A 26,981-nucleotide genomic window follows, 5' to 3' on the forward strand; every position below is an offset into this window, starting at 1 on the left:
GGGACCTGCCGTTCCGAGCGGTTGGGCCAGCGCATCGCGCCGTGCACGACCGTCCAACGATCGACACACAGTGAGGTGACACGTGGTCCAGGCCTACATCCTGATCCAGACCGAAGTCGGCAAGGCCGCGAGCGTGGCGGAGGCGATCGCGGGCATCTCGGGCGTGACTCTCGCCGAGGACGTCACGGGTCCCTACGACGTCATCGCCCGCGTCGAGGCCTCCAACGTCGACGACCTCGGCCGTCTCGTCATCGCCAAGCTCCAGGACGTCCCCGGCATCACCCGGACCCTGACCTGCACGGTCGTCCACGTCTGAGGCCAGCCCCCTGACCGGACGCCCGTACCTCACGACGGCGGCGCTCATCGGCGTCGCCGTCGTGCTGTCCGCGTGCAGCCGCGCCCCCGAGGTGGCGCTCGCGCCCCAGGCGTCGGCGCCGGTCTGCGCCTCGGCCCGGTGGCCCGGTGACGTCAGCGGCCACACGAGGGTGACGACGCAGCCCGACGACGGGTCGGTCGCGGCGTGGGGCGACCCGGCGCTCATCGCCCGCTGCGGGCTCGACCCCCTCGGCCCGACCACCGACGACTGCGTGACCGTCGACGGCGTCGACTGGGTGGTGCGCCCCCTCAGCGACGGGTCGGTGGCGACGACCTACGGCCGCGACCCGGCCATCGAGGTGCTGGCCCCCGGTGCCTACGGCGCGGTGCCGCTGCTGCTGCCGGCCTTCACCGACGTCGCGAACTCCCTCCCGGCCACCGGTCGCCACTGCTCCTGAGGGCGTATGCCGTGTGGCCGACCCGGCAGTCCCCTGAACGTGCCCGGTCGGCCCGGTTCAGCGCAGGCCGGTGCGCCGCTCGAGGGCGAGCGAGATCAGCTCGTCGATGAGGTCGGGGTAGGTGACGCCCGAGGCCGCCCACATCCGCGGGTACATCGAGTGCGGCGTGAAGCCCGGCATCGTGTTGATCTCGTTGATGAGCACCCGGCCGTCGTCGGTGTAGAAGCAGTCGACGCGCGCGAGCCCCTCGCAGCCGAGCGACTCGAACGCCTCGGCGGCGAGCCGTCGGACCTCCTTGGAGATCTCCTCGGGCACGTCGGCGGGACAGGTGAGGTCGACGTCGGCCTCGGCGAGGTACTTCGCCTCGAAGTCGTAGAAGCCGTGGTTGTCGTGGACCGCGACCTCGCCCACCTCGGACGTGCGCGGCCCGGACGTGCCGTGGCCCTCGAGCACGGCGCACTCGATCTCACGGCCCGCGATCCCGGCCTCGACGAGGACCTTGGGGTCGTGCTCGCGGGCCACCTCGATGGCGGCCTGGAGCTCGGCGGGGTCGTCGACCCGGGTGATCCCCATCGACGAGCCGGCCCGGGCGGGCTTGACGAAGAGCGGGTAGGCGAGACCGGCGCAGGCGTCCATGGCGGCGGCCGGGTCGGTCCGCCACGCGCGGTCGGTGATGACGGCATACGGCCCGACGGGCAGCCCGTGGCCGGCGAAGACGACCTTCATGTAGTGCTTGTCCATGCCCGCGGCGGAGGCGAAGACGCCAGAGCCGACGTAGCGGACGTCGGAGAGCTCGAGGAAGCCCTGGAGCGTGCCGTCCTCGCCGAACGGCCCGTGCAGCAGGGGGAAGACGACGTCGACCTGGCCGAGCTCCTGCGGCGGCCGGCCGGCCTCGAGCGAGGTGAGCGAGCTCTCGCGCGTCGAGAGCGGCAGCACCACGTGGGCGGCGCTCGGCTCGACCTCGGGGGTGCGCCCGGCCGTCAGCTCGAAGCGGCTCGGCTCGTCGGCCGCGAGGACCCACTGCCCGTCGCGGGAGATGCCGATCGGGATGATGTCGTACTTGCTGCGGTCGATGGCGCGCAGCACCCCGGCAGCGGTGGCGCAGGAGACTGCGTGCTCCGAGGAGCGCCCTCCGAAGACGATGGCGACGCGGGGGCGGCTCTGCAGGTCGGGCTGGGGCTGGTCCGTGGTCATCAGACGAGACTCTATCGAAGACCGTGGGGGCCCCTCGTACCCTGAGGGCGTGGGCACCGAAGCGGATTCGCAGCACCTGCACGTCGACACCTTCCTCGTGGCGTCGGGACGCCCCGAGCGCTCCCCCGGCTCGCCCGCGAACGTCGCCGTCGAGCTGACGTCGACGTATGCCGCGGACGGGCCCGTCAACTACGCCCGCTCGGGCAACCCGACGTGGAACGCGTTCGAGGAGGCGCTCGGCGGCCTCGAGGGCGGTCACGCGCTGGTGCACGCGTCGGGCATGGGAGCCATCTCGGCGGCACTCGCGCTCGTCCCGGCCGGCGGCACGGTCGTCGCCCCCGACACGACGTACAACGGCACCGGCGACCTGCTCGTGACCCACGAGAAGGCCGGCGGCACGGTCGTCCGCGTGCACGCCACCGACACGGCGGGCTTCGTCGCCGCCCTCGAGTCGGCCGACCTGCTCTGGCTCGAGTCGCCGACGAACCCGCTCATGGACGTCACCGACCTCGACGTCGTCCTCGCCCGGTCACGCGAGCTCGGCGTGACGAGCGTCGTCGACAACACCCTCTCGACACCGCTGCTGTGCCGGCCCCTCTCGCTCGGCGCCGACGTCGTCGTGCACTCCGTGACGAAGTACCTCTCGGGCCACAGCGACGTCGTGCTCGGCGCGACCGTCGTCGCCGACCTCGAGCGCGGGCGCGCGATCGGCGATCGGCTGCGTCGCCACCGCACCCTGCACGGAGCGATCGCCGGACCGATGGAGGTCTTCCTCGCGCTGCGGGGGCTGCGAACGCTGTCGGTGCGGTTCGAGCGGGCCAGCGCCAGCGCGGCCGAGCTGGCCCGCCGCCTCGAGGGCCATCCGGCCGTGGAGCGCGTGCGCTACCCCGGCTCGGGCGCCATGGTGTCGATCGACGTGGCCGGTGACGCGGACGCCGCCGAGCGGGTCTGTGGCTCGACGCGTCTCTGGCTGCACGCGACGAGCCTCGGCGGCGTCGAGTCACAGCTCGAGCGCCGCCGGCGTCACCCCTCGGAGTCCGAGCAGGTGCCGGTCAACCTCGTCCGGCTGTCGGTCGGCATCGAGCACGTCGACGACCTGTGGGCCGACCTCGCCCAGGCGCTCGACCACGCCTGACGCGAGCCGGGCGGGCGGCATACGCCCTCAGTGCTTCTCGGCCTTGAGGTCACGTGACATGAGGCGCGGGCCGACCTCGCTCGCCGAGTGACCGTCACGGATGACGGCGACGACCTGCTCGCAGATCGGCATGTCGACGTCGTGCTGCCCGGCGAGCGTGAGGATCGACTCGCACGACTTGACGCCCTCGGTCGTCGTGCGCAGCTCGGCGGTCGCCTCCTCGACGGTGCGGCCCCGCCCGAGCCGCACGCCGAAGCTGTGGTTGCGCGAGAGCGGCGACATGCACGTCGCGATGAGGTCTCCGACGCCGGCGAGGCCCATGAAGGTCTGCGGGTGCGCGCCGAGAGCCAGGCCCAGGCGCGTCGTCTCCGCGAGACCACGGGTGATGATCGTGGCCTTCGTGTTGTCGCCGAACCCCATCCCCTCGGCCATGCCGGACGCGAGCGCGACGACGTTCTTCGTGGCCCCGCACACCTCGGCGCCGATGACGTCGGTGTCGGTGTAGGGCCGGAACCACGGGGTCGCGCAGGCGCTGGCGACGCGCTCGGCGGTCGCCATGTCACGGCACGCGACGACGCCCGCGGCCGGCTGGCGACGGGCGATCTCGGGCGCGAGGTTGGGGCCGGACACGACGACGATGCGGTTGGTCGCGATGTCGGCGGCCTCGGCGATGACCTCGCTCATCCGCATCGTCGTGCCGAGCTCGACGCCCTTCATGAGCGACACGACCGGGGCGTCGGTGGGGATCGAGGCGCCCCAGCGGGTCAGGTTGTCGCGCAACGTCTGCGAGGGCACGGCGAGCACGACGACGTCGGCCCGGTGGAGGGCCTCGGCCGGGTCGACGGTGGCGCGGACGGCCGACGGCAGCTCGAGCTCGGGCAGGTAGGCGTCGTTGCGCCCGGCGTTGATCGCGTCGGCGACCTCTGGTCGACGAGCCCACATCGTCACGTCGCACCCGGCGTCGGCCAGGATCATCCCGAAGGCCGTGCCCCAGTTGCCACTGCCCATGACGGCGACGCGAGCCGTCACGACGGACTCCCGTCCCGACCGCGGTGACGCTTGGCGCGCCCGATCTCGTGATGCTTGAGGGGGTCACCGATCTCGGGGACGCCGTGGCTGCGCGGGTCGAAGCGCTCGGTCGGACGCTTCTCGTCCCGGAGCACCTCGAGCAGCCCGGTGATGCGGTCCATGAGCCGGTCGGTGGCCTCGCGCAGCACCTTGGTGTCGATCGGGCGGTCGTAGAGGTCGGTCAGGTCGACCGGCGGACCGGCGTACATCATCATCGTCTTGCGCGGGAAGAGCGAGGGCTTGTGGCCGTAGGGGGACAGGATCTCCTGAGCACCCCACTGCGCCACCGGGATCAGGGGACAGCGCGTCTCGAGGGCGACCCTGGCGGCGCCCGTCTTGCCCCGCATCGGCCACAGGTCGGGGTCGCGCGTGATGGTGCCCTCGGGGAAGATCCCGAGCGCCTTGCCGGCGCGCACGCCCTCGACCGCGGCCCGGTAGGAGTCGGTCGCTGCGGCGGAGTTGCGGTAGACGGGGATCTGTCCGCACTTCTTGAGGAGCCAGCCGACGAACGGGATCGCGAAGAGGCTGTCCTTGCCGAGGAAGTAGGCCTCGCGCCCGCTGTCGAACATGAAGTGCGCGAAGACGAGCGGGTCGGCGTAGGAGATGTGGTTCGTCGAGACGACGAAGCCGCCCTCGACCGGGATGTTCTCGAGCCCGCGCCAGTCGCGCTTGGTGACCCGCATCAGCAGCGGCCGGAGCAGGAGGGCCACGAGCCGGTAGGCCCACGGCAACCGCCTCTTGGGTGCGCCGGCAGTCACGGTGTCACGTCCTCCTCGTCGTGCGCACGCCGGTCGACGTGGCTGGGCTTCATCTTGTCCACCTCACGGCGCGGTGTCGAGCAGCAAGGCGGCGAGTGGGACGATATCGCCAGCATGACGACCTCCTCGCACGCGCACCCCCCGGCAGAGCCGTCCGCCGGCTGGCACGTCGTCGTCCCCGTCAAGGACACGAGCCACGGCAAGTCGCGCCTCGCCCGCGCCGTCGGCTCGGACCGCACCGAGCTCAGTGCGGCGATCGCGACCGACACGCTCGCCGCGGCCGCCGCGGCCGTCGGGCCGGACCACCTCGTGCTCGTGACGAGCGACGCGGGCCTGGCGGCCAGGTGGCGTACGCGTGGGGTGCACGTCGTGGCCGACCCGGGCACCGGGCTCAACGAGGCCGTCTCCGCCGGTATGCGGCACGCCGGGCCGGGCGCCCGCGTGGCCGCCCTGCTCGGTGACGTGCCCTCGCTCGACGCCGCCTCGCTGCGGTCGGCTCTCGAGGCCGCTGCGTACGTCGAGGAGTCGTTCGTGCCCGACGCCGACGGCACGGGCACGGTCCTGCGCTGCGGCCGCGGCTTCACGCCGCGGTTCGGCACCGACAGCGCCGCGCGTCACGAGGCCGACGGGGCGGTGCGCCTGGACCTGCCGCTCCCCCGATTGCGCACCGACGTCGACGACGCACGGAGCCTCGCGCGGGCGCGCCGGCTCGGGCTCGGGCTCGCGACACGCACCGTCCTCGAGCACCGGGCATCTGGTTGGATCAGGAGCATGCAGGCCACCGTCCACCGCTTCGACCCCGAGACCCACACCGGGAGCGTGCTGCGCGACGACGGCGTCGAGCTGCGCTTCGAGGCACCGGCGTTCGAGGCGAGCGGCCTGCGCCTGCTGCGCCTCGGCCAGCGCCTCACGGTCGAGGTCGTCGACGACCTCGTCATCGCGCTGCACATCGTGGGCGTCGGGCCCGGCCAGCCCATCCGCTGACGCACGCGTGGGCCCGACCGTCGCCGGTCGGGCCCACGTCACGTCCGGCGACGCCCGTGCCGGGCGCCGCGTGGCCTCACCTCGAGGCGGTCTTCCTGGCCGTCGTCTTGCGGGCCGTCGTCGTCTTCTTGGCCGCCGTGGTCTTCGTGGCAGCGGCCTTCGTCGTCGTCTTCTTCGCCGCGGCCCTGGCGGGGGCGGCCTTGGTCGCCGTGGCGCGCTTGGCCGGCGCAGCCTTCGTGGCAGCGGCCTTCGTCGTCGTCGTCGTCTTCTTCGCCGCCGCCCTGGCCGGGGCGGCCTTGGTCGCCGTGGCGCGCTTGGCCGGCGCAGCCTTCGTCGCAGCGGCCTTCGTCGTCGTCTTCTTCGCCGCGGCCTTCGCCGGGGCGGCCTTGGTCGCCGTGGCGCGCTTGGCCGGCGCAGCCTTCGTCGCAGCGGCCTTCGTCGTCGTCTTCTTCGCCGCGGCCTTGGCCGGGGCGGCCTTGGTGGCGGTCTTCTTCGCCGTCGTCCGCGTGGCCGGGGCCGCGGCCACCGAGGTGCCGGCGGAGGCGCGCGAGGCGGCCGACTCGGTCTTGGAGAGCTTCTTGGCGCCCGACACGACCTCCTTGAAGTTCGTGCCCGAACGGAACTTGGGGACGCGGGTCTTCTTGATCCTCACGGTCGCCCCCGTCTTGGGGTTGCGGCCGGTGCGTGCGGCCCGGTCGGCCCGCTCGAAGGTGCCGAAGCCGGTGATGCCGACCTTGCCACCCTTGGCGACCTCGCGGATGACGACGTCGAGGAACGCCTCCAGCGCGTCGGATGCGACCTTCTTGCTGCCGAGCTTGACCTCGAGCGCGTCGATCAGTTCTGCCTTGTTCACGTCTTCCCCTCCAGAGGACTGTCGGTGTCAGGCGACCCGACGATGTGCGTCCGGAACCGGTCCGGCTACCTCCTGACGTTAGGCCGCCACGGCAGGCACGTCCATCACCGGTCGGTGGGTTTTTCGTTGTGTCGCAAGGAGTTTGACGGGTTCTGAGCGGGTTCTCGGACGGCACGGGGACGTCTGAGCCGTGTCCGATTCGCCCTGAAACGAGAACGGATCCCCTTGTCTGACAAGGGGATCCGTTCACTCTCAGGCACCATCTGGGCGCCGCAGGAAGGTGCCGTCAGGCGGGAGTCGTCACCGGCTTGTGGCTCGCCCGGTGCGACTCGAAATCTGCGACGAGATCCTCGTGTCGCAGGGTCAGCCCGATGTCGTCGAGGCCCTCGAGGAGGCGCCAGCGCGTGTAGTCGTCGATCTCGAAGGGTGCGACGATCTCTCCGGCATGGACCGTGCGACCCACGAGGTCGACCGAGATCTCGGCACCGGGGTTGTTCTCGAGGTACTTCCAGATCAGCTCGACGTCGTCCTGGGACACGATCGCCGTGAGCAGGCCCTGCTTGCCGCTGTTCCCGCGGAAGATGTCGGCGAAGCGGGAGCTGATGACGACCCGGAAACCCCAGTTCATCAGCGCCCAGACGGCGTGCTCGCGACTCGACCCCGTGCCGAAGTCGGGGCCGGCCACGAGGACCGAGCCGTTGGCATACACCGGGTTGTTGAGGACGAACGACTCGTCCTTGCGCCAGGCGGCGAAGAGGCCGTCCTCGAAGCCGGTGCGCGTCACGCGCTTGAGGTACTCGGCCGGGATGATCTGGTCGGTGTCGACGTTGCTGCGGCGCAGCGGGACTCCGATACCCGTGTGGGTCGTGAACGCATCCATGGCTCAGGCCTCCCCGGTCGTCGCGGACGCCAGCTGGCCGTGCGCCCGGCTGGCACTGTCGAGGTCGGAGGGGCTCGACAGCGTGCCCCGGACGGCGGTCGCCGCCGCCACGAGCGGGCTGACGAGGTGGGTGCGGCCACCCTTGCCCTGCCGGCCCTCGAAGTTGCGGTTGGACGTCGACGCGCTGCGCTCGCCGGGGGCGAGGGTGTCGGGGTTCATGCCGAGGCACATCGAGCAGCCGGGCAGGCGCCACTCGGCACCGGCCTCGGTGAAGACCTTGTCGAGCCCCTCGGACTCGGCCTGGAGGCGCACCTTGGCCGACCCGGGGACGACGAGCATGCGGACGCCGTCGGCGACCCGGTGACCCTGGACGACGGCGGCCGCCGCGCGCAGGTCCTCGATGCGACCGTTGGTGCACGAGCCGACGAAGACCGTGTCGACCTTGATGTCGCGCAGCGGCGTGCCGGGCTCGAGGCCCATGTAGGCGAGGGCGTTGGCGGCCGCGAGGCGGTCGCTCTCGTCGGCGAACTCCTCGGGGTCGGGCACCGACGCCGAGAGCGGCAGACCCTGGCCGGGGTTGGTACCCCACGTGACGAAGGGGGTGAGCTCGGCGGCGTCGAGGTCGACCTCGGCGTCGAAGACGGCATCGTCGTCGGTGCGCAGCGAGGTCCACTCCGCGACCGCGGCGTCCCAGTCCGCGCCGGTCGGGGCGTGCGGGCGACCCTCGAGGTAGTCGAACGTCGTCTGGTCGGGCGCGATCATGCCGGCGCGCGCGCCGGCCTCGATGGACATGTTGCAGACCGTCATCCGGGCCTCCATCGACAGGGCCTCGATGGCCTCGCCGCGGTACTCGATGACGTAGCCCTGGCCACCGCCGGTGCCGATCTTGGCGATGACGGCCAGGACGATGTCCTTGGCGGTGACGCCGTCGGGCAGCTCGCCGCGCACGTTCACGGCAAGGGTGCGGAAGGGCTTGAGGGGCAGCGTCTGCGTGGCGAGCACGTGCTCGACCTCGGAGGTGCCGATGCCGAAGGCGAGCGCACCGAAGGCGCCGTGCGTCGAGGTGTGGCTGTCGCCGCAGACGACGGTCATGCCCGGCTGCGTCAGGCCGAGCTGCGGGCCGACGACGTGGACGATGCCCTGGTCGGCGTCACCCATCGGATAGAGGCGGACACCGAACTCCTCGCAGTTGCGGCGGAGGGTCTCGACCTGGATCTTCGACACCGGGTCGGTGATCGGGCCGGGCGTCGTGGGGACGTTGTGGTCCTCGGTCGCGAGCGTCAGGTCGGGGCGGCGCACGGGCCGGCCGGCGAGCCGCAGCCCGTCGAAGGCCTGGGGGCTGGTCACCTCATGGAGGAGGTGGAGGTCGATGTAGAGGAGGTCGGGCTCCCCGTCGGCGCGACGTACGACGTGTGCGTCCCAGACCTTCTCGGCCAGTGTCCCTGCCATGACTTCCCTCTGACTTCCCTCCGCGGCGGCGTTCCGGTGCTCGAGCGCGTGCGCCATCGAGGACCTGGTCGCGACATCGCTCTTCGGCCAGCCTGAACCTTTTGTGGGCCCGGTGGATTGACGTCTCAGTGCCTGAGACGTCAGTATCAGTGCATGGACAACTCTTCAGGGGTCGGTGTTCTCGACAAGGCCGCCACGGTGCTCGGCGCTCTCGAGGCAGGTCCGGCCACCCTCGCCCAGCTCGTCGGAGCCACCGGGCTCGCGCGTCCGACGGCCCACCGTCTGGCCGTCGCGCTCGAGCACCACCGTCTCGTGTCGCGGGACATGCAGGGACGCTTCGTGCTCGGTCCGCGGCTCGGCGAGCTCGCCTCGGCCGCGGGCGAGGACCGTCTGCTCGCGGCAGCCGGTCCGGTGCTCGGCGCCCTGCGCGACCACACGAACGAGAGCGCGCAGCTCTTCCGCCGCCAGGGCGACCAGCGCATCTGCGTCGCCGCGGCCGAGCGGCCCGTCGGACTGCGCGACTCGATCCCGGTCGGCGCGACGCTCTCGATGCTCGCCGGCTCGGCCGCGCAGGTCCTGCTCGCCTGGGAGGAGCCCGACCGGCTCCACCGAGGCCTGCAGGGTGCAGCCTTCACGGCCACCGCGCTGTCAGGCGTGCGCCGTCGCGGGTGGGCCCAGAGCGTCGCCGAGCGCGAGGCGGGCGTCGCGTCGGTCTCGGCCCCGGTACGCGGCCCGTCGGGTCGCGTCGTCGCCGCGGTGTCCATCTCCGGGCCCATCGAGCGCCTTTCGCGCCAGCCCGGTCGGCTGCACGCTGCCACGGTCGTCGCCGGGGCCAACAAGCTGACCGAGGTGCTGCGGCGCCACCACGCCATGCAGCAGCAGCAACAGCAGCAGCACAACGCCTGACCCCATCGGCTCCCGGCCGCCTCCCGACAACGGCGTCGGGGACGGCAGGCCGTGCACAACGGATCGGTCACGATCCGGATCGACACCCCGACCCGGACAACCATTCCGGGCGTCGTCGCGTCACCCTCAGTGCAGTGCACCGACGCACGGCACGTCGCGTTCAAACAAGGGGTCACGATGCAGACAGCCACCTCACCGCTCCGGGCCACCGCCGGCCGGCGCCGCACGCTCGCGCTCGTCGGCCTCGCGACCCTCGTCGCCGCGACGACGGCCTGCAGCCCGGACCAGACGGTCGGGGCTGCCGCCACGCGCGTCGGCCAGACCGCGACGTCCGGATCGTCCGGCATACCGGCACCCACGACCGAGACCCCCACCGGCACCGCCGTCGAGACGCCGCCGGCCGCCCCGTCCACGGTCACGCCGCCGACCAGCGCTCCGCCGACGCCCACGCAGCAGACGCCGGCGCGGCCGACGCAGCCCTCGAAACCCACTCCCTCCGCGACGGCCGAGCCCGAGCCGGCACCGGTCATCATGCTCCGCGCCGGCGACACCGGCCCGAAGGTGCGCTCCCTGCAGGCACGGCTGCGACAGCTGAGCTGGTTCGACGGCGACGTCAGCGACCGCTACGGCAGCAAGACGACCGCCGCAGTCCGTGGATTCCAGGCCAAGCGCGGCTTCGACGCGACCGGCACGCTCGACGAGCGCACGTGGGACCGCCTCGTGTCGATGACGCACCGACCGACGACCGACGAGCTCGCCAACGTCAAGCCGAAGCCCGTCGAGCCCAGCCCCGCGTCCGTCTCGTGGGACGTCGACGAGCGCTGCATGACCGGTCGTGTCATGTGCGTCAGCAAGTCGACGAAGCGCCTCACCTGGGTCGTCGACGGCGTGCCGCAGTACGGCTTCGACGTGCGGTTCGGCAGCGACGAGCTGCCCACCCGCGAGGGCGTCTTCTCCGTCTACAAGAAGAAGGTCGACGTCATCTCGAACCTCTACCACACACCCATGCCGTACTCGATGTTCTTCTCCGGCGGCCAGGCCGTGCACTACTCCTCGAACTTCGCTCGCCTCGGCTACGCCGGCGCCTCGCACGGCTGCGTCAACGTCCGCAACAAGCCGCTGCTCATCCAGCTCTACGGAGAGGTGCGGATCGGCGACCAGGTCGTCGTCCACTGGTGACGGCCCGACGGCCCCTGTGCACCCCGACGTAGGCTGACGGAGGTCACTCCCCCACGGCCCGAAGGAGTCGGTGTGCTCAAAGTTGGTTGGAAGGCGTCCGCGGAGCAGTTCGGTCCGCGCGACCTCGTCACGTTGGCCACGCAGGCCGAGCAGGTCGGGCTCGACTCGGCCTTCATCTCCGACCACTTCCAGCCCTGGCGGCACCAGCAGGGCCACGCCCCCTTCGCGATGAGCTGGCTCGCGGCCGCGGGCGAGCGCACCGAGCGGATCCAGCTCGGCACGTCGGTCATGACCCCGACGTTCCGCTACAACCCGGCCGTCGTGGCGCAGGCCTTCGGCACGCTGGGAGCCCTCAACCCCGGACGCATCGTCCTCGGCATCGGCACCGGCGAAGCCCTCAACGAGGTGGCCGTCGGCGCCGCGGGCTCGCCGTGGCCGGAGTTCAAGGAGCGCTTCGCGCGGCTGCGAGAGGCCGTGACGCTCATGCGCAAGCTGTGGACCGAGGAGCGTGTCGACTTCGAGGGCGACTACTACCGGACGCACGCGGCGACGGTCTACGACCGCCCCGAACAGCCCATCCCCGTCTACGTCGCGGCCGGCGGTCCGCTCGTCGCGAGGTATGCCGGCCGGTCGGGTGACGGGTTCATCTGCACCTCCGGGAAGGGCCGCGAGCTCTACGAGGACAAGCTGCTGCCCGCCGTCGACGAGGGTCTGGTCAAGTCCGGGCGCACGCGTGACGACATCGACCGGATGATCGAGATCAAGTTCTCCTACGACCGTGACCCCGACCAGGCGCTGCACAACGTGCGCTTCTGGGCGCCCCTGTCGCTCAGCGCCGAGCAGAAGCACGGCGTCGACGACCCGGTCGAGATGGAACGCCTGGCCGACGAGCTGTCCGACGAGGAGATCGCCAAGCGTTGGATCGTCACGAGCGACCCGGGCGAGGCCGTCGACGCGGTGCGCCAGTACGTCGACTGGGGTTTCAACCACGTCGTCTTCCACGCGCCCGGCCACGACCAGGGCCGGTTCCTCGAGCAGTTCTCGGCCGACGTGCTGCCCGGCCTGCGCGAGCTCAGCTGACGACGCTCTCCGGGGCGGCGCTGCCGGCGGCGACCTCGCTCCGGCCGATCCGGGCGTGCCGTCGACGGCTGCGGTCCTCGGTCAGGCCGAAGGCCTTGCCGAGCCCGGTCGGCGGCATCCCGACGTAGAGGCTCTCGTGCCCACCGGCCGGGACGGCATACGTCTCGTGCCAGATGCCGACGGCGCCGGTCGCCCTTCGGCTCCGACGGTAGAAGGCCGTCCAGGCCGGACGGTGGCGTCGCTCGGGGTCGTGGGCGTAGGCGTACACCGACTCGACGTCCCGCCAGTACTGCACGAGGGTGGGCCCTCCCGCGCCGAGAAGCGTGCGGGCCTCGAGGAAACCGAGGTCGGGCCCGTCCCCGCGTGCAGCGGCGGCCTTGGCCGCATACAGCTCGCTGATCATGCCCGGCATCGCGGCGAACACCGGACCCCAGAGGTCGGGGCGCCACGGGTGGTTGACCCGCATGCCGATGAGGAAGACGGCGAGCTCGCCGTCGTGGGTGTGGCTCGTGTGGACGAAACCGCTCATGAAACGCCTCTCGGATAGTGGTGCTATCCAAGTTTGGACAGTCATACTATCCAAAGTCAAGGGAGGACTTCATGCGCATCTCCGAGCTCGCCGAAGCCACCGGCGTCAGCATCCCCACGCTCAAGTACTACCTGCGGGAAGGGCTGCTCCATGCCGGCGTGGCCCAGGGCGTCACCCGCGCCTCCTACGACGAGAGCCACGTCGAGCGGGTCCGCCTCGTGCGCACCCTCGTCGACGTGGGCCGGCTCTCGATCGACCGGGTACGCGAGGTCGTCCATGCCCTCGACGAGCCACCCGCAAGCCGGCACGAGCTCCTCGGGGTCGCGCACGAGGCCCTGCGCCCCCACGTCACCCCGGGGGCCGCAGGGGACGTCACGCCCGAGTCGCTCGAGCGGGTGCGCGCCCTCGGGCCGCCGGGCTGTGAGCACTCGCCGGCCGGGCTCCAGCTCGCCCAGGCGCTCACGGCCGCTGCTGCCGGAGGGTGGAGCGTCGACGACGCGACGCTCGACACGTGGCAACGGGCCATGCTCTCGGTCGCCGAGACCGACGTCGCGCCTGCTCTGGCCACCGCCCCGCCCCAGGAGGCCCTGCGCTACGCCATCGTCGGCACCGTCCTGACCGACCCGGTGCTGCTCGCCCTGAGACGTGTGGGGCAGGAGTCGGTCAGTGCCCGACGGCTCGGCGGCCCCGGGACGACGGCCACCCCCTCCGCGAGCACCGCGCACTAGCATCGCAACAGGTCCACCGCGGACCGGAGACCCGGGAAGGGGCCGCGCGCGTGACGACAGCTTCGAACGACCCCGACGACGCACCGGACCCCGGTCCGACGGCCCGGGCGACCGCCCTCGCCCGCCGCCTGCCCTTCACGATCGTCGTCGTCGGCACCATGCTCGTGCTGGCACTGGCGACCGGCACGCTGTGGAACGCGCTCGAGGACCGGGACCTCGTCAACCACGTCGCGTACGGTCTCCCGGCTCTCCAGGACGGCCGTTGGTGGACACCGGTCACCGGCGCCTTCTTCGCCCTCACCCCGTCGCAGTACCTCCCCGTGGCCGGCGGAGCCCTGCTCATGGTCGGCTGGTCGGAGTGGCGTCTGGGCACCCGTCGGGTCGCGGTCGCCGCGACGTCGACGCACCTGGCCGGCGTCCTGCTGGCCTCGCTGTTCCTGCTCGTCGTCGACGGCACCGGCTGGGAGTGGGCCGCCCGGCTCGCGGCAGAGCTGGATGCAGGGTTCAGCGCCGGTGCCCTCGGAGCGGTGGCCGCGGCGAGCGCAACCCTCACCCCGCCGTGGCGCGGGCGGCTCAGAGCGGTCCTGTCCCTCTACGCCGTCGTCGCACTCCTCTACGTCGGACGTCTCTGGGACCTCGAGCACGCCATCGGCATCTCGGTCGGGCTCGCGCTCGGGCCGGTCCTGCTCGGCCGCCGACCGTCGCTCGCGCTGCCTCGCTTCAGCCGGCACGAGTGGCGGGTCGTGTCGTCAGCCTTCTACCTCGTCAGCGCGCTGGTCCAGATCCTGCTCTACTTCACGCCGTCGGACGGGCCGCTCGGGGCGACCTCCGACGACACGGACGCCTTCAGCGTCCTCATCAGCGCAGCCATCTCGCTCCTGCTCGCCGACGGCCTGCGGCGCGGCTCGCGTCGGGTGTGGTTCCTCGCCGGCGGGCTCGCGACCCTCTCCCTGCTGGCCCAGTCCCTGCTCATCGTCGTCGAGGTCGTGGCACCCGACCAGCTCAACGGCGACGGACAGGTCGCGACCTCGATCCCCGAGCTCGTCGTCACCGTGGTCATCACGCTGCTCCAGCTCGCCGTCCTCGTGCTCGGGCGGTCGGCCTTCCAGGCGCGGTCACGACGGAAGCGGCGCAGGGAGCTCGCGACCGGGGCGAGCGACCGGGAGACCGCAGTGGCACTCCTCAAGGAGCACGGTGGGTCGACGATGGCGTGGATGGGCACCTGGCCCGACAACCACTGGTACGTCCACCGCGACCCGTCGGGTGCACCGGTCGGCTACGTCGCCTTCCAGGTGCACCGGGGCACGGCCATCGCCCTCGGCGACCCCGTCGGTGCGGACGCCGCGACGCGCGCTGACGTGCTCCAGGGTTTCGTCGACGAGCAGGAGACGCACGGGCTCATGGTGTGCTTCTTCTCCGTCACGCAGGAGGTGGCCGACTGGGGGCGTGCCCACGGCCGGCGCGACGTGCTCGTGGCCGAGGAGGCGATCATCGACCTGCCCGACCTCGAGTTCAAGGGCAAGTCCTGGCAGAGCGTCCGCACGGCCCTCAACCGCGCGACGAAGGACGGGATCACCTACCGCGAGGGGCAGCTCGCCGAGATGCCCCGCGGCCTGCTGACCCAGGTGCGCGCCATCTCCGAGCTCTGGGTCTCGGACAAGGGGCTGCCCGAGATGGGCTTCACGCTCGGGGGCGTCGACGAGGCCCTCGACCCCGACACGCGCGTCGGCCTGGCCGTCGACGCCGACCTGACGGTCCACGGCGTGACCTCGTGGCTGCCCGTCCACTCCGCCGGCGGCGAGGTCCGCGGGTGGACGCTCGACGTCATGCGGCGCCTCCCGGACGGCTTCCGGCCGGTGACCGAGTTCCTCATCGCGAGCGCCTGCCTGTCCTTCCGTGAGCAGGGTGCGTCGTTCGTGTCGCTCTCAGGAGCGCCGCTCGCGCACTCCGGCGATGGGACGGCCGAGCGGGCCGCGCTCGAGCGACTGCTCGACCAGCTCGGAGAGGCCATGGAACCCCTGTACGGCTTCCGGTCGCTCGACAGCTTCAAGCAGAAGTTCCGCCCCCGGCACGAGCCGGTCTACCTCGTCTTCGCCGACGAGGCCGCCCTGCCGCGCATCGGACTCGCCCTGACCTCGGCGTACCTCCCCGGCGCCTCCCTGCGTGACCTCGCCCGCGCCGGGCTCCAGTCACGCAGGGACGAGGCTCAGGTGTCCTTGTAGGGCCGCTTCTCGAGGACGGACGCCAGCGCCGCCGTCCTGTCGGGTGTCCAGCCGGGCGGGTTCGTCACGGCGACCCACGACTCGAGGTTGGACGTGGCCGAGTAGAGGTGCCCGTAGCCCATCGGGATGCTGCCCGCGCCCGGCAGGTCGAGCAGCACCTGCCACATCGTCACGAGGGGGAACCAGCCCATCCGCGCCGACACGTCCGGCCCACGCTCGCCGTCCTTGAGCCACTCGGGCGAGCTGAAGGCCATGCTCGGCGAGAAGAAGACGATGGGGTCGCTCGCGTGCTGGAGGTAGACGAGCCGCGTCGGACCCCAGGTCGAGCCCCCGCGGTCCAGGCCGTTCTGCTCCGCGGTGAAACGCACCGTACGGCCCTGCTCGTAGACCGGCAGGTATGCCGGGCTGTCGGGCTGACGCTGGGCCGTGAGCCGGGCGTGGAGGTCGTTGACGAACGGCGGCCCCGACATCAGGGCGCCGTCGATCGGCTCGTTGATGACGTTGATCGAGGGCGGATGCTCTCGACGCCGAACGAGCCGAGGGAGAGCCCGTAGAGGTAGAGCTTCGGCCGGCTCGCCTCGGGCAGCGTCGACCAGTACTGGTCGATGGTGTCGAAGACGACGCGGGAGGTCTCGCGGACGGCGTCCTGGTCGGCGAGGAGCGAGATCCACGACGGCAGGTAGGAGTACTGGACGCCCGCGATGGCGGTGTCACCGTTCCAGAGGAACTCGAGGGGGTCGGTGCCGTTCTGGTCGAGGAAGCCGGTGCCGGTCGTCGTGGCGACGACGAGGATCTTGCGGTCGAAGGCGCCGGTTCGCTTCAGCTCGGCGAGGACGACGTCGGCGCGCCCCTGCACGGTCTCGGCGGAGCGGAGACCGGCATAGACCCGGATCGGCTCCTTCGCGCCGCCGCCGTTCGCGGCGTCGAGCTCGGCGACGGTCGGTCCACCACCGACGAAGTAGCGTCCCTGGCGCCCGAGCAGGTCCCAGGTGGAGAGCGACTGCGGGCTGCCGGAGCGCTCGGGGACCTGCGGACGGTTCATGTCCTCGGCGATGAGCGTGTCACGTGGCGCGAAGGTGTTGTTGGCCACGGCGAAGAAGCCGTTGACGAGGACGCCGGTGAGCAGCGACCAGATCAGGGCGAGCAGGACCGCCGAGCCGACGACGACCGCCACACGGCGGGGCAGGCGGCGCCCGAGCCAGCGGAAGACGGTGCGGAAGAGCAGGCGCAGGCTCCGGGCGACGACGAGGATGAGGACGGCGAGGAGCACCGTGAGGCCGATGACGACGGGCCACTGGGTCGGCGACGCCGGCTCCATCCCGTAGAGCGTGCGGATCTCGTTCTGCCAGCCGACCTGGCGCCAGCCGGTGAAGACCGCAGCCCAGAGGCCGAGGCCCACGAAGATCGCCACGAGGATGCGTCGCGCCCGGCCAGGCACGCTCGGGATCCCGAGGTAGCGCCAGAGCGCCTGGGTGCCCGCGCCGATGCCGTAGCCGATCATCACGGTGACACCCGAGGCGATGCCTTGCACCATCGCGCCACGAGGCAAGAGCGAGGGCAGCAGCGACAGCGCAAAGAACCACGCCGCCACGGTGAGGCCGACGCCGGAGAACGTCGTGTCGAAGACCCGGCGGGGAGTGCCCAGCGCCGGGCGCCAGGAACGGCGGCGGGCGGTGACCTCCGGAGGGGCGACGGCGGTCGTCGCGGTCATGCGGCGGCTCCTTGCTCGGCGTGCCTATGACGAGCGTCAGCATAGGGTGCCTCGACCGTGGGCCACCCTGACATGCAAGAAGACCCCGGTCCATGTGGACCGGGGTCTTCTTGTGCCCTCTCGAGCATCACGTAGCCCCGACGGGATTCGAACCCGCGCTACCGCCTTGAGAGGGCGGCGTGCTAGGCCGCTACACAACGGGGCCGTGAGCGGTGCCGAGCGGACTCGGCACGAGAAGAAACCTTACCGTGAAGGCTGGATTTCTCCGAATCGGCTCACGTTGCCGTGAACCAGAGCTGGGGTACCAGGACTCGAACCTAGAATGACGGAACCAGAAACCGTAGTGTTGCCAATTACACCATACCCCAAGGGGTTTCACTCCGAGCCTGCCTCGCGGCCGGTACGGGGTGAACCGAATGGGAATACTACCGGTCCGTGAGCGGTGACCCAAATCGGCGGTCGAGCGCGGCCGCGACCTCGTCCAGACCGCGCACGGTGGCGACCAGCTCGGTCGTCCCGAGACCCCCTCGATCGAGCCAGACGGCACGCAGGCCGGCAGCCTGGGCCCCGAGCACGTCCCACTCGATGCTGTCGCCGATGCAGACCACCCGGTGGGGCTCGGCACCGACGAGCCGGCACGCCTCGAGGTAGACGCGCGGGTCGGGCTTGCCGAAGCCGAGGGTGTCGGTCGTCACGACGACCTCGAAGCGCTCGGCGAGGTCGAGGGCCTCGAGCTTGACGCGGGTCGGCGCGTGCGCGGAGTTCGTCAGCAGCGCGACGGGAAGTCCCTCCTGCTCGGCGGCGGACAGCAGTCCCGGCACGTCGGGGAAGAGCCGCTGGGCGCTGCGGAAGGCCGGGGCGTACGCGTCCTCGAAGGACCGGTGGGCGCCGTCGGGAACCTCGAGGCCGAACGCCACGGCCACCTCGGCGAGCCGACCCGACCGCATCGTGTCGAACGGGACGTCGCCGGAGGCGTAGCGCGGGAACCAGCGCTCCGGGTCGTCGTAGTAGCGCTGCGCCATGGCACGGTGGTCGAGGCCCGAGCGGTGCGGCCAGATCGCGGCGGCCGCCTCGGTCCCGGCGGCGACCATCGCCTCCTCCGTGTCGACGATGGTGTCGTCGACGTCGAGCAGCACGGCGCGCACGCCGTCGAGGACGGCGGCGAGGCTGGGCGGGTTCACGAGTGGACTCCTGTCACGGGTCGAGGCCGAAGAGGGGCAGGGCCGGGTCGACACCCTCGACGACGACGTGCCGCGACCGGCCCGAGGCGTCCCACGTCTTCACGTCGAGGCGCACGTGCTGCAGCGTCTGCCCCGAGTGCTCGAGCACCGAACGGTGGGTGTCGTGGTAGCCGAGGGAGCGTGAGACGCCGAGCGACGGCGCGTTGTCGACCACGGCCGAGCTGATCGCCGCCTCGGCCCTCAACGGGCCGAAGGCGAGAGCGAGCACCGCGGCCCGCATCTGCCGTCCGAGCCCCCTCCCCCGCGCTCCGGCGACGAGCCAGGACGAGGAGTCGACGGTGCGGTCGGAGCGCCAGTCGGGCCCCTCGAGCCACTGGGCGCCCACGACGGCGCCCGCCGAACGGACGACGAAGGGCAGCGCCCAGTCGTCGGGCGACCACATCCCGAGGGCGCGCCAGTAACCCTGCGCTAGGACGGCCCGACGGTTCGCCGGGACGTCGAGGCCGGCATACGTCGTCGCGTGCGGGTTGAGCTCGAGGTCGTCGGGCAGCAGGGCCCACAACGTCGGCAGGTCCGCCTCGGTCATGACCGTCAGGTCGAGGTCGGCCGTGTGCAGGCGGATGCCGTGCAGCGGCCAGGACCAGCCCCCCACGCCCTCCACCCCGATGTCCTCAGAGCGAGTCGCGCAGCGACCGGAGGCGGCTCAGGGTCGAGGTCTTGCCGAGGATCTCCATCGACTCGAAGAGCGGCGGCGAGATGCGGGCGCCCGAGACGGCCGTGCGCAGCGGGCCGAAGGCGAGGCGTGGCTTGATGCCGAGCCCGTCGACGATCGCGGCGCGCAGCGCCTCCTCGATGCCCGCGGCGTTCCACGGGCTTCCCGTGCCGAGGACGCCGATGCCGTGGTCGTCGATGTCGCCGAGCACCTTGAGCGCCGCGTCGAGCACGGCCGGCGCGTCGTCCTTGAGCTGGGCACGCGCGTCCTCGTCGATGACGAGCTGGTCGTCGGCGACGAAGAACGGACGCACGAGCGCCGGCGCCTCGGTGAGCAGGGCCATGCGGGTCTGGATCAGCTCCGCGACGGACTTGAGGCGCGCCAGCTCACCGAGCGACTGCGTCTCGCCGAGCACGCCGTCGGCGACGAGGTAGGGCAGCAGCCGGCTCGCGAACTCGCCCACCTCGAGCGACCGGATGTGGACGCCGTTGAGCCAGTCGAGCTTCTTGAGGTCGAAGATCGGGCCGATCGGGTTGACCTTGGCCCAGTCGAACGTGCGGCTGAACTCGTCGAAGGTGAAGACCTCGACGTCGGCACCCTCGGCGTCCTGCTGCGGCGGGTAGGCCAGCAGCGCAAGGAAGTTCACGAGCGCCTCGGGCAGGTAGCCCTGCTCCCGGAACCACGTGAGACGGGCGGCGGGGTTCTTGCGCTTGGAGATCTTGGACTTGTCGGTGTTGCGCAGCAACGGCATGTGCGCGAACGTCGGCGGCTCGAGCCCGAGCCAGCGGTAGAGCAGGACGTGCTTCGGCGTCGAGCTGATCCACTCCTCGCCGCGCACGACGTGGGTGATGCCCATGAGATGGTCGTCGACGACGACAGCGAGGTGGTAGGTCGGGAACCCGTCGGCCTTGAGGATCACCTGGTCGTCGGGGCGCGGCGCCGACACCTTGCCGCGGATGACGTCGTCGAAGACGAGCGGCACGTCGTCGGGCACGAGCATGCGCACGACCGGCGTCTCGCTGAAGCCGGGCAGCGCGGCGCGCTCCTCACGCGTCTTGCCGACGCACAGACGGTCGTAGCCGGTCGGCTGCTTCGTCTTCTGCTGGATCTCGCGCATCTGGTCGAGACGCTCCTTGGAGCACCAGCAGTAGTACGCGTGGCCGTCCTCGAGGAGGCGCTCGACGTAGGGGCGGTACGTGTCGAGACGCTCGGACTGGCGGTACGGCGCGAAGGGCCCACCGATGTCCGGGCCCTCGTCCCAGTGCAGCCCGAGCCACGCGAGGGTGTCGTAGAGCTGGGCCTCGGAGTCCTCACGGAAGCGCGCGCGGTCGGTGTCCTCGACGCGCAGGACGAACTGGCCGCCCTGCTGCCGGGTGAAGGCGAGGTTGAAGAGCGACATGTAGGCCGTGCCGACGTGCGGGTCACCGGTCGGGCTCGGGGCGACGCGAGTGCGCACCGGACCGGAGCCGTCCGAGGTCGAGACGCGGACGCGCTCCTCGGTGCGGATCTCGACGTGCTCGCCGGCGTCGCTGGCGGGGGAAGACGGCATACCTGTGCTGGTGGTGTTGTCGCTCATGGTGCGACCCAGCCTAGTGGGAGCCCGAAAGGGTCAGCGACGCACGAAGGTGTTGGTCAGCGACCCGATGCCCGCGATCTCGACGGTGACCTGCTGACCCGCCTCGACGAGCCCGACGCCGGCCGGCGTGCCGGTGAGGATGACGTCACCGGGCAGCAGCGTGAAGGCCGCCGAGGCGTACTCGATGATCGTCGCGATGTCGTGGATCATGTCGGCGGTCGTGCCGTCCTGCTTCACGTCGCCGTCGAGCGTCGTGACGATCGCGAGGTCGGCGGGGTCGAGCTCGGTCTCGACCCACGGGCCGAGGGGGCAGCTCGTGTCGAAGCCCTTGGCGCGGGCCCACTGGCCGTCGCTGCGCTGCCAGTCCCGGGCCGTGACGTCGTTGGCGATGGTGTAGCCGTAGATGCACTCGGCCGCGTCCTTTGCCTTGACGCCCTTGGTGATGGTCTTGATGACGACCGCGAGCTCGCCCTCGTAGGAGATCTCGCTGCTGCCGGCCGGGAGCACGACGGGGTCGAACGGACCGACGACGGCGGTGTTGGGCTTGAAGAACATCATCGGCTCGGCCGGCGCCTCGCCGCCCATCTCCTTGGCGTGGTCGGCGTAGTTCTTGCCGATCGCGACGATCTTGGAGCGCGGGATGACGGGTGCGAGCAGGCGCACGTCGTCGAGCATGACGGGCGGCTGTCCGCTCGGCTGGAGGCCGATGTAGAGCGGGTCGCCGGACAGAGGCGTGATCACCTCGCTGCCGGGGTCGCCCTGGACGATGCCGTATGCCGGGTCGTCCCCGGTCGTGAACCTCGCGATGCGCACGCGCCCACCCTACGACGGGTGACGATCCCTCGCGGAGACCGGTCAGCGCGGCCAGACTATGGTGACGTCCGCCGGCGACCCGGGCTGTCCGCTGGGGCGGGTCCGGTACTCCGGCACGCCGACGCACGTCCAGAGCAGACCGGCCACGTCCGTCCCGAGGAGGTGTGCGAGGTCGGAGTCGCGGAAGGTCATGCCCGACGCGGCCGCGCCCAACGCGTACGCCATGAGGTGCAGGCGGCCCTCGGCGACGCCGGCAAGCAGCTGCGCCTCGCGATAGGCGTGGTCGTCGAGGTCGTCCAGTGGCGCGCCGCTCATGGCGACGAAGGCGGCGTCGCGGGCGAGGCCCTGCTCGAGGGCGGCCGCGAAGAGCTCGTCGCGGACGGACCGCTCGTCGAGAGGGCGCACCGGCGACGCGAGGTCGGGCCACCGGTGGATGCCGGTGGGCACGTCGTCGACGCCGCTGACGCCGAGCCAGTGCGGGACGTCGATGCCGCGCAGCGAGGCGCTCATGGCGTCGACGAGCACGTGGCGCGGAAGCGACCGGTCGGGGTGGAGCCGGCGGATCGACCCCTTGCTGACGACGACGGCATCGGTGCTGGGTCCGCCCTCGGCGGTGAGCGCGACCGGAGCCCCGCGCTCGAGCTCGGCGCCGAGGCGGCGCTGCTCCCCCGCACGTTGGGCGGCCGTCACGAGCGGGAACTCGAGACCGTCGGCGTCGTGGTGGCCCGACATCGGGTCGCCCGTCAGGTGCACGGCCGGGTCGCCGGGACCGAGGGCCACGAGGGCGACCGGGAACTCGTGCACGCGGTCGGCGCCGACGAGGGCGGCCACCTCGGCATCGGGGAAGGTCGTGAAGAGCCGTGCTGTCAGGCCTGCCGCGTCGGCGAGGGCGAGCGTCTGGGCCAGCATGGTGCCGGCGTCCCAGTAGATGTGGCGGAAGCCGCGCTCGCGGTAGCGCCAGCCGGTGCGCCACGGCACCCCCGTCACGACGACGGTCACGGCGTCGCCCGACGGCGCGGGGCCGAGGACGACGAGGGCGTGGGCCTCGGGGTCGTACCAGTGCAGGCCCGGCTCGAGCCCCTCGACGCCCGCCCCGCGCGGCACGGCGACGTAGAGCTCGAGCGGGAAGCGCGCCCCGGCCGAGCCGGCCGCGCGGAAGAGCATGACCCCGCCGTCGGGGCGCGTCGTGCGCCGGGTGACGCCCGACGACAGGAAGAGCAGACGGGCCAGGCCGGGGAGGTCGAGACGGCTCGGCGCAACCGTCGCCGTGCCGGCGAGCACAGCGGTGGCCGCCGCCGACGACGCGGGGAGGTCGGGCGGCAGGAGGACTCGTCGCAGGTCGTCGTCGTAGCGCTTGTAGGACCGGGGCCGCCGCGTCACGTCGTTGGGCACGAGGTCCTGCACGAGCCGATCGTCATCGGGGACCTCGGTCCACTCCCGCTCCGGGGTGTAGGAGGTCAGCCGGTGCAGCAGGTGGGTGGGTCGCTCCGCGTCCGGTGCCATGAGGCCATCCTGCCCTCGGGTCGCGGGTGCGCGGTGGGGTTCGGGGCCGCGACTCGCCTACCCTCGTGGGGTGCAGGTGATGAGCGAGCCGGAGTGGCGCGAGCGGACGGCGGCGCACGAGGCGCGTGTCGACACAGCGACCTCAGCGCACCTGGCTCGCCGACGCGACCACCGCAAGCACCCGGTCGAGGACTTCCTCTTCACCTACTACGCGTTCAAGCCAGCACAGCTGCGCCGCTGGCACCCCGGGGCCGGCACGTCCCTCGTGGGGGCAGCGCACGCGCCGCAGGTCGACTGGCGCTTCTACGAGGTCGACAGCGACGTCGTCGGGGTGGACGTCGAGGCCTTCACGGCCGCCCGCGGCGACACGCTGCGCTTCGTCCGCGAGCTGCTCGTGGGCACGGCAGGTCGACCGGCGCGGTTCGGCTGCTTCGGGCTGCACGAGTGGGCCATGGTCTACCGGCTCGACCCGACCGACGTGCGGCACGCGGGATGGCCGCTGCGGCTCGGCGGCGCCGGGACCGACGCCGTGGTCGAGAGCCACCAGGTCGCCTGCTCGCACTTCGACGCGTACCGCTTCTTCACCCCCGAGGCCGCTCCACTCAACGTGTTGACGCCGACCCGTGAGAGCCAGACGGCCCTCGAGCAGCCGGGGTGCCTCCACGCCGGGATGGACCTCTACAAGTGGGCCCACAAGCTCGTGCCCGCCGTGTCGAGCGACCTCGTCATGGACTGCTTCGAGCTGGCCCGCGACATCCGCACCCTCGACATGCGGGCGGCGCGGATCGAGACCGCCGAGGGAAAGGCGGAGTATGCCGCCGCGCAGCGCGGCTTCTCGGTCCGCGGTCAGGCGCTGCGCACCCGCCTCGTCGACGCCATCGAGCTCACGCTTCAGATCTCCCGAACCTCGAGCTGAACGCAAGCGCGGCAAGTCAGGACGTTTCATTCAGTCCGCGGGCGGCCTTCGAGAACTCGACCCGTGGCGTACTCCACCCATTGGCCGCGGCCGACTTCGGGACATGTAGCTCCGGCCGCTTGGCGAGTGGCCCACGCGACGGCTGGGTAGCGCCGTCCGTCGAGTGCTGCGTCCACATCGAGGTCTTGTTGTACGTGCCCATCGGCGAACAGGGCGTCACAACGGATTCGACGCCTCGTCGGGGCCAGAACAGTTCGCTCCATCGGGGCGGTGGCTCGTATGGCCGTCGCCCGCTCCGGTGTCGGGCCCGCCCGTCTCAACTCCGGCGAGGGGACCGCTGGGCGCCCCAAGGCTCATCACACCCTTGCGCATATACCCCATGGGGGTATCATGGAGACATGGACACGCACAGCGAGCACTCGATCTCCCCGACGGGCTCGTTGGTGCAGGACCCCGTCTGCGGCATGGACGTCGACCCCGCTACCAGCGAGCACCACCTCGAGCGGGACGGCCACGACTACTACTTCTGCTCCCCCGGCTGCCGCGCGAGGTTCGAGGCGCGCCCGGACGCCTACCTGACCGGCCCGGTGGGACATGCAGGCTCCGGTCACGACCATCGAGAGCACGACCATCACGACCGTGAGGACCCCGCCGGCACCGCAGCGGCCCCCAGCGACGTCACCGAGTGGACCTGCCCGATGCACCCCGAGATCCGTCAGCCCGGCCCGGGCACCTGCCCGATCTGCGGGATGGCCCTCGAGCCCGTCACCGTGACCGCGGACAGCGGCCCCAACCCCGAGCTCGCCGACATGACCCGCCGGTTCACAGTCGCGGTCGCCCTCACCCTCCCGGTGCTCGTCCTCTCGATGGGGCGCGAGCTCATCCCAGCCCTGCACGACGCCATCCCCGCTTCCGTGGCCACCTGGGGGCAGCTCGTCCTTGCGACCCCCGTCGTGCTCTGGGCCGGATGGCCGTTCTTCGAGCGCGGCTGGACCTCCGTCCGGACGATGAAGCTGAACATGTTCACCCTCATTGCGATGGGCACCGGCGTCGCGTGGCTGTTCAGCGTGGTCGCCACCGTCGCACCGCAGCTGTTCCCCGAGTCCTTCCGGATGGACGGGACGGTCGCCGTCTACTTCGAGGCCGCCGCCGTCATCACCACCCTCGTCCTGCTCGGGCAGGTCCTCGAGCTACGCGCCCGAGAGAGCACCTCCGGCGCCATCCGCGCCCTGCTCGACCTCACCCCCAAGACCGCACACCGGATCGACCCCGACGGGACCGAGGCCGACGTCAGCCTCGAGCAGGTCCAGGTCGGAGACCTGCTGCGCGTCCGGCCCGGCGAGTCCGTCCCCGTCGACGGAGCCGTCCAGGACGGCCGCTCGACCCTGGACGAGTCCATGGTCACCGGCGAGTCCATGCCCGTCACCAAGCGGGCCGGTGACTCCGTCATCGGCGGCACCGTCAACCAGACCGGGTCGATCGTCATGCGTGCCGACAACGTCGGCCGGGACACGATGCTCGCCCGCATCGTCCAGATGGTCGCCGACGCGCAACGCTCCCGCGCCCCCATCCAGCGGCTCGCCGACAGGGTGTCGGCCGTGTTCGTGCCCGTCGTCATCGCCGCGGCACTGGTCGCGTTCATCGTGTGGGCGACCGTCGGGCCTGAGCCCCGCCTGGCGCACGCCCTCGTCATCGCCGTCAGCGTGCTCATCATCGCCTGCCCCTGCGCCCTGGGGCTCGCGACGCCAGTCTCGATCATGGTCGGCGTCGGCCGCGGCGCCTCCCTCGGCGTCCTCATCAAGAACGCCGAAGCACTCGAGCGGATGGAGACGGTCGACACCCTGGTCGTTGACAAGACCGGCACCCTGACCCAGGGCCGCCCCTCGGTCACCCACGTCGCCGCCGCCGACGGCACGGACCAGGACGAGCTCCTCCGGCTCGCCGCCGGCGTCGAACGCGCCAGCGAGCACCCCCTCGGGATGGCCATCGTCCGCGCCGCCACCGACGCCGGGCTGAGCATTCCTGACGTAGCCGACTTCGACGCGCCCGTCGGCAAGGGCGTCACCGGCACCGTCGACGGAAGACGCGTCCTCGTGGGCAGTCAACGGTTCCTCGCCGGGCATGACGTCGACACAGCCAGCAAGGACGCCGACGCGGACCGGCTGCGCGCCGACGGCGCCAGCGCCGTCTACGTCGCGATCGACAGTCGCGTGGCCGGCGTGCTCGCCATCGCCGACCCGGTCAAGGACACCACCGCCGCCGCGTTGAAGGAGCTACGCGCGGACGGCATTGACGTCGTCATGCTCACCGGCGACAACCAGGTCACCGCGAACGCCGTCGCCCGCAGCCTCGGCATCGACCGCGTCGAGGCCGAGGTCCTGCCCGACCACAAGAGCGACGTCGTCCAGGCGCTGCGCGCCGAAGGCCGCGTCGTCGCGATGGCTGGTGACGGCGTCAACGACGCACCCGCCCTGACCGCGGCCGATGTCGGCATCGCCATGAGCACCGGCACCGACGTCGCCATCGAGAGCGCCGGAGTGACCCTTCTCAAGGGCGACCTCACCGGCATCGTCCGCTCCCGGGCGCTGTCCAAGGCCACCATGTCGAACATCCGCCAGAACCTCGTGTTCGCCTTCATCTACAACGCCGCCGGCATCCCCCTCGCCGCCGGCGTCCTCTACCCGAGCTTCGGGCTCCTTCTCTCCCCGATGATCGCCGCAGCGGCGATGGCCCTGTCCTCCGTCAGCGTCATCAGCAACGCCCTCCGGCTCCGCACGCAAGCGCTGTAGCGGCCTCGCCGAAGGGCTAGCCGCGAACGCTCTAGCCTCTCG

The 26,981-nt window shown here is 71.7% G+C and carries 25 protein-coding genes and 2 tRNA genes; 11 read left to right on the forward strand and 16 right to left on the reverse strand.

The window, feature by feature from the left end; genetic code table 11:
- Positions 1 to 82 precede the first annotated feature (82 nt).
- Both ASH01_RS00730 and ASH01_RS00735 read left to right on the forward strand, forming a co-directional pair.
- On the forward strand, positions 83 to 316 hold the full coding sequence (locus tag ASH01_RS00730; RefSeq protein ID WP_020142803.1) for an Lrp/AsnC family transcriptional regulator: 234 nt from the start codon (positions 83 to 85) through the stop codon (positions 314 to 316).
- Positions 317 to 377: 61 nt separating this feature from the next.
- Positions 378 to 773 carry a DUF3515 family protein gene (locus ASH01_RS00735; protein ID WP_056770138.1) on the forward strand — a complete coding sequence of 132 codons (396 nt, stop codon included), beginning with the start codon at positions 378 to 380 and terminating at the stop codon, positions 771 to 773.
- Positions 774 to 830: 57 nt separating this feature from the next.
- Here ASH01_RS00735 and ASH01_RS00740 read toward each other — a convergent pair whose 3' ends face one another.
- On the reverse strand, positions 831 to 1,967 hold the full coding sequence (locus tag ASH01_RS00740; RefSeq protein ID WP_056770141.1) for a D-alanine--D-alanine ligase family protein: 1,137 nt from the start codon (positions 1,965 to 1,967) through the stop codon (positions 831 to 833).
- Between the two features lie 49 nt (positions 1,968 to 2,016).
- On the opposite strand from ASH01_RS00740, the gene ASH01_RS00745 reads away from it, so the two are divergent.
- Positions 2,017 to 3,102, forward strand: coding sequence for a trans-sulfuration enzyme family protein (locus ASH01_RS00745; protein ID WP_056770143.1), 1,086 nt, complete (start codon positions 2,017 to 2,019; stop codon positions 3,100 to 3,102).
- Positions 3,103 to 3,129: 27 nt separating this feature from the next.
- Here ASH01_RS00745 and ASH01_RS00750 read toward each other — a convergent pair whose 3' ends face one another.
- Together ASH01_RS00750 and ASH01_RS00755 are read right to left on the reverse strand one after the other, a co-directional pair.
- Complete coding sequence (locus tag ASH01_RS00750; RefSeq protein WP_255358392.1) at positions 3,130 to 4,131, reverse strand: NAD(P)H-dependent glycerol-3-phosphate dehydrogenase; 1,002 nt, start codon at positions 4,129 to 4,131, stop codon at positions 3,130 to 3,132.
- A complete protein-coding gene (locus ASH01_RS00755; RefSeq protein ID WP_056770146.1) occupies positions 4,128 to 4,928 on the reverse strand; it encodes a lysophospholipid acyltransferase family protein in 801 nt (266 codons plus the stop codon). Before ASH01_RS00755 ends, ASH01_RS00750 begins: the two co-directional genes overlap by 4 nt.
- A 114-nt stretch (positions 4,929 to 5,042) precedes the next feature.
- On the opposite strand from ASH01_RS00755, the gene cofC reads away from it, so the two are divergent.
- Positions 5,043 to 5,912, forward strand: a complete 870-nt coding sequence (cofC, locus tag ASH01_RS00760) for a 2-phospho-L-lactate guanylyltransferase (protein WP_056770150.1) — start codon at positions 5,043 to 5,045, stop codon at positions 5,910 to 5,912.
- 76 nt (positions 5,913 to 5,988) lie between these two features.
- Here the strand turns inward: cofC and ASH01_RS00765 are convergent, their stop codons facing one another.
- The 3 genes from ASH01_RS00765 to leuC all read right to left on the reverse strand — a co-directional run bounded on the left by ASH01_RS00765 (position 5,989) and on the right by leuC (position 9,094).
- Positions 5,989 to 6,765, reverse strand: coding sequence for an HU family DNA-binding protein (locus tag ASH01_RS00765; protein ID WP_056770153.1), 777 nt, complete (start codon positions 6,763 to 6,765; stop codon positions 5,989 to 5,991).
- A 286-nt stretch (positions 6,766 to 7,051) separates the two neighbouring features.
- A complete protein-coding gene (gene leuD, locus ASH01_RS00770) occupies positions 7,052 to 7,645 on the reverse strand; it encodes a 3-isopropylmalate dehydratase small subunit (RefSeq protein WP_056770156.1) in 594 nt (197 codons plus the stop codon).
- A gap of 3 nt (positions 7,646 to 7,648) precedes the next feature.
- A complete protein-coding gene (gene leuC, locus ASH01_RS00775) occupies positions 7,649 to 9,094 on the reverse strand; it encodes a 3-isopropylmalate dehydratase large subunit (protein WP_056770159.1) in 1,446 nt (481 codons plus the stop codon).
- Positions 9,095 to 9,247: 153 nt separating this feature from the next.
- Here leuC and ASH01_RS00780 point away from each other — a divergent pair, with 153 nt between their 5' ends.
- The 3 genes from ASH01_RS00780 to fgd all read left to right on the forward strand — a co-directional run bounded on the left by ASH01_RS00780 (position 9,248) and on the right by fgd (position 12,259).
- Positions 9,248 to 10,000 (forward strand): IclR family transcriptional regulator, encoded by a 753-nt coding sequence (locus ASH01_RS00780; RefSeq protein ID WP_020142814.1) that lies wholly within the window; start codon positions 9,248 to 9,250, stop codon positions 9,998 to 10,000.
- 177 nt (positions 10,001 to 10,177) lie between these two features.
- Positions 10,178 to 11,179, forward strand: coding sequence for a L,D-transpeptidase family protein (locus tag ASH01_RS23520; protein ID WP_082619417.1), 1,002 nt, complete (start codon positions 10,178 to 10,180; stop codon positions 11,177 to 11,179).
- Positions 11,180 to 11,251: 72 nt separating this feature from the next.
- Positions 11,252 to 12,259, forward strand: a complete 1,008-nt coding sequence (gene fgd, locus ASH01_RS00790; protein ID WP_056770161.1) for a glucose-6-phosphate dehydrogenase (coenzyme-F420) — start codon at positions 11,252 to 11,254, stop codon at positions 12,257 to 12,259.
- On the opposite strand, the gene ASH01_RS00795 is transcribed toward fgd, so the two are convergent.
- Entirely contained in the window at positions 12,252 to 12,788 is a 537-nt protein-coding gene (locus ASH01_RS00795; protein ID WP_056770164.1) for a DUF4188 domain-containing protein, read from the reverse strand. The two genes, fgd and ASH01_RS00795, sit on opposite strands and share 8 nt — an antisense overlap.
- Positions 12,789 to 12,859: 71 nt before the next feature.
- On the opposite strand from ASH01_RS00795, the gene ASH01_RS00800 reads away from it, so the two are divergent.
- Entirely contained in the window at positions 12,860 to 13,516 is a 657-nt protein-coding gene (locus tag ASH01_RS00800; protein ID WP_056770167.1) for a MerR family transcriptional regulator, read from the forward strand.
- 50 nt (positions 13,517 to 13,566) lie between these two features.
- Positions 13,567 to 15,738 carry a bifunctional lysylphosphatidylglycerol flippase/synthetase MprF gene (locus tag ASH01_RS00805; RefSeq protein ID WP_200961738.1) on the forward strand — a complete coding sequence of 724 codons (2,172 nt, stop codon included), beginning with the start codon at positions 13,567 to 13,569 and terminating at the stop codon, positions 15,736 to 15,738.
- Here ASH01_RS00805 and ASH01_RS23810 read toward each other — a convergent pair.
- From ASH01_RS23810 to ASH01_RS00850, 9 genes are all read right to left on the reverse strand, one after another.
- A complete protein-coding gene (locus ASH01_RS23810; protein WP_056770171.1) occupies positions 15,723 to 16,208 on the reverse strand; it encodes an alpha/beta-hydrolase family protein in 486 nt (161 codons plus the stop codon). The two genes, ASH01_RS00805 and ASH01_RS23810, sit on opposite strands and share 16 nt — an antisense overlap.
- On the reverse strand, positions 16,208 to 17,449 hold the full coding sequence (locus ASH01_RS23815) for an alpha/beta-hydrolase N-terminal domain-containing protein (protein WP_056770174.1): 1,242 nt from the start codon (positions 17,447 to 17,449) through the stop codon (positions 16,208 to 16,210). The genes ASH01_RS23810 and ASH01_RS23815 overlap by 1 nt, the downstream gene beginning before the upstream one ends.
- A 132-nt stretch (positions 17,450 to 17,581) precedes the next feature.
- Positions 17,582 to 17,654, reverse strand: a tRNA-Glu gene (locus ASH01_RS00820).
- 91 nt (positions 17,655 to 17,745) lie between these two features.
- Positions 17,746 to 17,817: transfer RNA gene (locus ASH01_RS00825), tRNA-Gln, on the reverse strand.
- A gap of 57 nt (positions 17,818 to 17,874) precedes the next feature.
- Positions 17,875 to 18,630 carry an HAD family hydrolase gene (locus ASH01_RS00830; RefSeq protein ID WP_056770178.1) on the reverse strand — a complete coding sequence of 252 codons (756 nt, stop codon included), beginning with the start codon at positions 18,628 to 18,630 and terminating at the stop codon, positions 17,875 to 17,877.
- Positions 18,631 to 18,643: 13 nt separating this feature from the next.
- The gene (locus ASH01_RS00835; RefSeq protein WP_056770181.1) at positions 18,644 to 19,291 is read right to left on the reverse strand and encodes a GNAT family N-acetyltransferase; all 648 of its coding nucleotides are present in this window, start codon (positions 19,289 to 19,291) and stop codon (positions 18,644 to 18,646) included.
- Positions 19,292 to 19,301: 10 nt separating this feature from the next.
- Positions 19,302 to 20,741: a glutamate--tRNA ligase gene (gltX, locus tag ASH01_RS00840; RefSeq protein WP_056772468.1), complete on the reverse strand. Its 1,440-nt coding sequence runs from the start codon at positions 20,739 to 20,741 to the stop codon at positions 19,302 to 19,304.
- A 210-nt stretch (positions 20,742 to 20,951) separates the two neighbouring features.
- Positions 20,952 to 21,731: a fumarylacetoacetate hydrolase family protein gene (locus ASH01_RS00845; RefSeq protein WP_056770184.1), complete on the reverse strand. Its 780-nt coding sequence runs from the start codon at positions 21,729 to 21,731 to the stop codon at positions 20,952 to 20,954.
- Between the two features lie 42 nt (positions 21,732 to 21,773).
- Entirely contained in the window at positions 21,774 to 23,234 is a 1,461-nt protein-coding gene (locus tag ASH01_RS00850) for a hypothetical protein (RefSeq protein WP_056770187.1), read from the reverse strand.
- A gap of 79 nt (positions 23,235 to 23,313) precedes the next feature.
- On the opposite strand from ASH01_RS00850, the gene ASH01_RS00855 reads away from it, so the two are divergent.
- Positions 23,314 to 24,150 carry a hypothetical protein gene (locus ASH01_RS00855; RefSeq protein WP_056772471.1) on the forward strand — a complete coding sequence of 279 codons (837 nt, stop codon included), beginning with the start codon at positions 23,314 to 23,316 and terminating at the stop codon, positions 24,148 to 24,150.
- A gap of 398 nt (positions 24,151 to 24,548) precedes the next feature.
- Entirely contained in the window at positions 24,549 to 26,939 is a 2,391-nt protein-coding gene (locus ASH01_RS00860) for a heavy metal translocating P-type ATPase (protein WP_056770189.1), read from the forward strand.
- Positions 26,940 to 26,981: the final 42 nt, after the last annotated feature.

It is taken from the genome of Terrabacter sp. Soil811, assembly GCF_001429655.1.
Lineage (GTDB): Bacteria > Actinomycetota > Actinomycetes > Actinomycetales > Dermatophilaceae > Terrabacter.